This is a genomic window from Paenibacillus sp. JT31N11, from assembly GCF_056269285.1.
Map to the genome: position 1 here is coordinate 1 of NZ_JBWDNQ010000055.1, position 2,974 is coordinate 2,974.

At 39.4% G+C, this 2,974-nt stretch carries 3 protein-coding genes and 1 pseudogene; 3 read left to right on the forward strand and 1 reads right to left on the reverse strand.

Going from position 1 to position 2,974, the window contains the following annotated elements; translation table 11 throughout:
- Nucleotides 1-228 precede the first annotated feature (228 nt).
- The gene (locus AC0YNV_RS40545; protein ID WP_475773112.1) at nt 229-690 is read right to left on the reverse strand and encodes a VOC family protein; all 462 of its coding nucleotides are present in this window, start codon (nt 688-690) and stop codon (nt 229-231) included.
- Nucleotides 691-928: 238 nt separating this feature from the next.
- On the opposite strand from AC0YNV_RS40545, the pseudogene AC0YNV_RS40550 reads away from it, so the two are divergent.
- The 3 genes and pseudogenes from AC0YNV_RS40550 to AC0YNV_RS40560 all read left to right on the forward strand — a co-directional run.
- Nucleotides 929-1,105: pseudogene (locus AC0YNV_RS40550) on the forward strand (GyrI-like domain-containing protein); the annotation flags it as partial.
- Between the two features lie 299 nt (nt 1,106-1,404).
- Nucleotides 1,405-2,184, forward strand: coding sequence for a class I SAM-dependent methyltransferase (locus AC0YNV_RS40555; RefSeq protein ID WP_475773113.1), 780 nt, complete (start codon nt 1,405-1,407; stop codon nt 2,182-2,184).
- Between the two features lie 184 nt (nt 2,185-2,368).
- Nucleotides 2,369-2,794 (forward strand): GNAT family N-acetyltransferase, encoded by a 426-nt coding sequence (locus AC0YNV_RS40560; protein ID WP_475773114.1) that lies wholly within the window; start codon nt 2,369-2,371, stop codon nt 2,792-2,794.
- Nucleotides 2,795-2,974: the final 180 nt, after the last annotated feature.

The following is a 2,974-nucleotide window of genomic DNA, read 5'->3' on the forward strand; positions in this document are numbered from 1 at the left end:
GCATGCACATGAATGACGAACATCGGAAAGCCGTATGAGGGAAAACCTCACGTACGGTTTGATGAGGAGGGGCTGAAATTATTCAGTCCCTTACTCTAGTTGAAGTAACGGATAGTATAACGCAGCCACAGACTATTATGAAACGTTTCTACGTCATTCTCTCTAACGACAAGTTTATAAAAAAAAACGGCCACAGGCGGGCCGTATCAGAAGTCTTGAATAAATAAATCAATTTGACTGTTGAGTTACAAGTATGAAAGTTACACCGAACTTGTCTGTAACAGTACCAAATGCCGGACTAAAAGGAACCCTTTCCAGAGGGGCGATTACCTTACCACCATCCTGCAAAGCTTCAAAAGTCCGCTTTGTTTTCTCCACGTCACGTATCGAGATGTTGAGGGCAACAGCAGCATTAACGATAGGGTCCAAACCACGAAATTCCTCTTTGTCGCCACCTGTAAATCCATTAGCAGCATGTTGGTTTGGTGCATCGAATAACATGAGTTCGCTTTCTTCGATTCTTAGGAGCGCATTCGAAACACGTTCCTTTAAACCATCTGGACAAGGCATTGGCATCTCACCATACGTCTGGACATGCAGGACTTGGGCTTCGAGTACTTTTACATAAAAGTGAATTGCTTCTCTTGCGTTACCGTCCATCACTATGCAAGGGGTTAAACTTTGCGGCAAGATCATTCATCTCCTTCGACCCATTTTTATAAACGTATCACAATAAATGATTGCTGATTTCTTTTTGATTGCTAAATTTGTCCCTAGAGCCATATTAACAGTTTCAATAAAAGGAGATATCGAAATGAATTATCGAATTGAACAAACAAAGGTCTTTTAAGATGTTTGGAGTTTATGATCTTATAAATTCGGACAGACAAACAGCATTTTCTGAAGTTCCTCTGATCACACTGCAGAATCTTTCAAATACATGATAGGTTATCATTTACCAAAGGGACTTGAAATTCCAGAGAGATTTACAAAACTTTCTGTCCCGGCATTAACATGGGCTATTTTTCCGGATCCGCAATGTGATTTACAAAAACTATGGGAACGAATATATTCCGAGTGGTTTCCGACATCTGAATACGAATAGGTTGAAGCCCCTAGTTTCGAAATGTATTATGGAATGGCAGGGCATATTACTGGGGAAATTTGGATACCAGTAAAGAAAAAATAACTTTTTTACTCCATGCGACACGCATGTGTTTCTCATCGGGCACCAGTCGTACTACACTGTGCTATTACGGGCACGATAGCGCAATACCGAAGGACTGCCGAACCGCGTTCCTTCGCTCAAACGGGCAGTAATATTGATAAAGCGCCGTAACATTCGGCTTAATGGTAAATTGGATATAAGGCTATTTCAGCAGAGCGAAGGCGGGGTATAATCTTATGGAATTATACGATGTAATTGGAGTGGAATATGATACGTCACGTAAAGCAGACCCACAGATCACACAACGATTAATTAACAATCTTCAGGGTTTTCAAAGTTCACGAATTCTTGATGTAGCCTGTGGAACCGGGAATTATACTTATGCCTTATCGCAATTGGGACTGGATATGACCGGTATAGACATATCAGAGGAAATGCTACATACAGCACGTAATAAATCCAATCAAGTATCTTGGGACAAAGCGGATGTAATTAATTTGCCGTACCAAGATGGGGAATTCTCAGGTGTGACATGTATTTTGGCAATTCACCATTTTGAAAATTTATATAAAGCATTCCAGCAGGTGTATAGGGTTATGAGCAAAGGAAGGTTTGTACTCTTTACTTCCTCTCCAGAACAAATGCAGCATTATTGGCTAAACGAGTATTTTCCTAAAGCAATGGTGGATTCGTGCAGTCAGATGCCCAAGATTCCGCTAGTAGTTGATAATTTAAGGCAGGCGGGGTTTAAAATCGAGGGACTTGAAACATTTTTAGTCCAACCAAACTTGCAGGATTTTTTTCTTTACAGTGGCAAATACGAACCAAGCATGTATCTAAACCCAAAGGTGCGTGCGGGCATTTCTACCTTTGCAAATTTGGCGTCTCAGGATGAGATACATGCTGGTTGTATTAGACTGAAATCCGATATTGAAAACGGAAGAATACAAGAGGTCATCGACCGATACAGTAGTGATATGGGTGATTACATTTTTGTGGTAGCTGAAAAAAGATAAAGTATGCTGGGCACATTAGTGAGGAGCATGCCGCGCGGCAGCTCCTTTTTCGTTTGTTGAAGTAACTGGCAGGAGAGTTCAAGAAATTCGCGAAAACTACAAGTAAGCAATTCTTGAGGAATTCGTAAATAAGACGTAAGACGAAATTAATGCAACGAATAAGACTAATCTACAGGAGGATCTTATGTCAAAGGCCCCTAAGATAATTAAAAGCACAAATGATGAAACAAATTATGTAAGAAAAAAACTTATTGAGTTCAATTCAAAACATGTACCAAACGGTATTTATGAAGAAGTTAATTTATGCTTGAAGGATGACAAAGAAGAAGTTATTGCCGGTCTCAATAGTGCAATATGTTGGAACTGGATGGAGATTGATATTTTATGGGTGAATGATGACCATCGTGGAAAAGGACTCGGTAAAAAATTATTGGAAAAAGCAGAACAATTAGCAAGAGAAAAGGGTTGTACATTCATTAAATTAAATACATTCAGTTTTCAAGCTCCTGAATTTTACAAAAAATATGGATATAAAGTAATCGCAATCATCGAAGATGCTCCATTAGGAAATAAACACTATTACTACAAGAAGGATCTTAACGAAGTGTAAAGAAGAGGTATTAACATCGCCACACCGGTCCATACGCTCATGAATCCCTTCAAACGGGATTCTGCATTCAGCTATACCAGCTAATAGGTTGTCAATATTTAATTATTAATGGACCAATCGAAGGATGCTATACTGGTAAAAGGGAATGACAAATAACCGTCCCATAGATTTTGGGAAGGT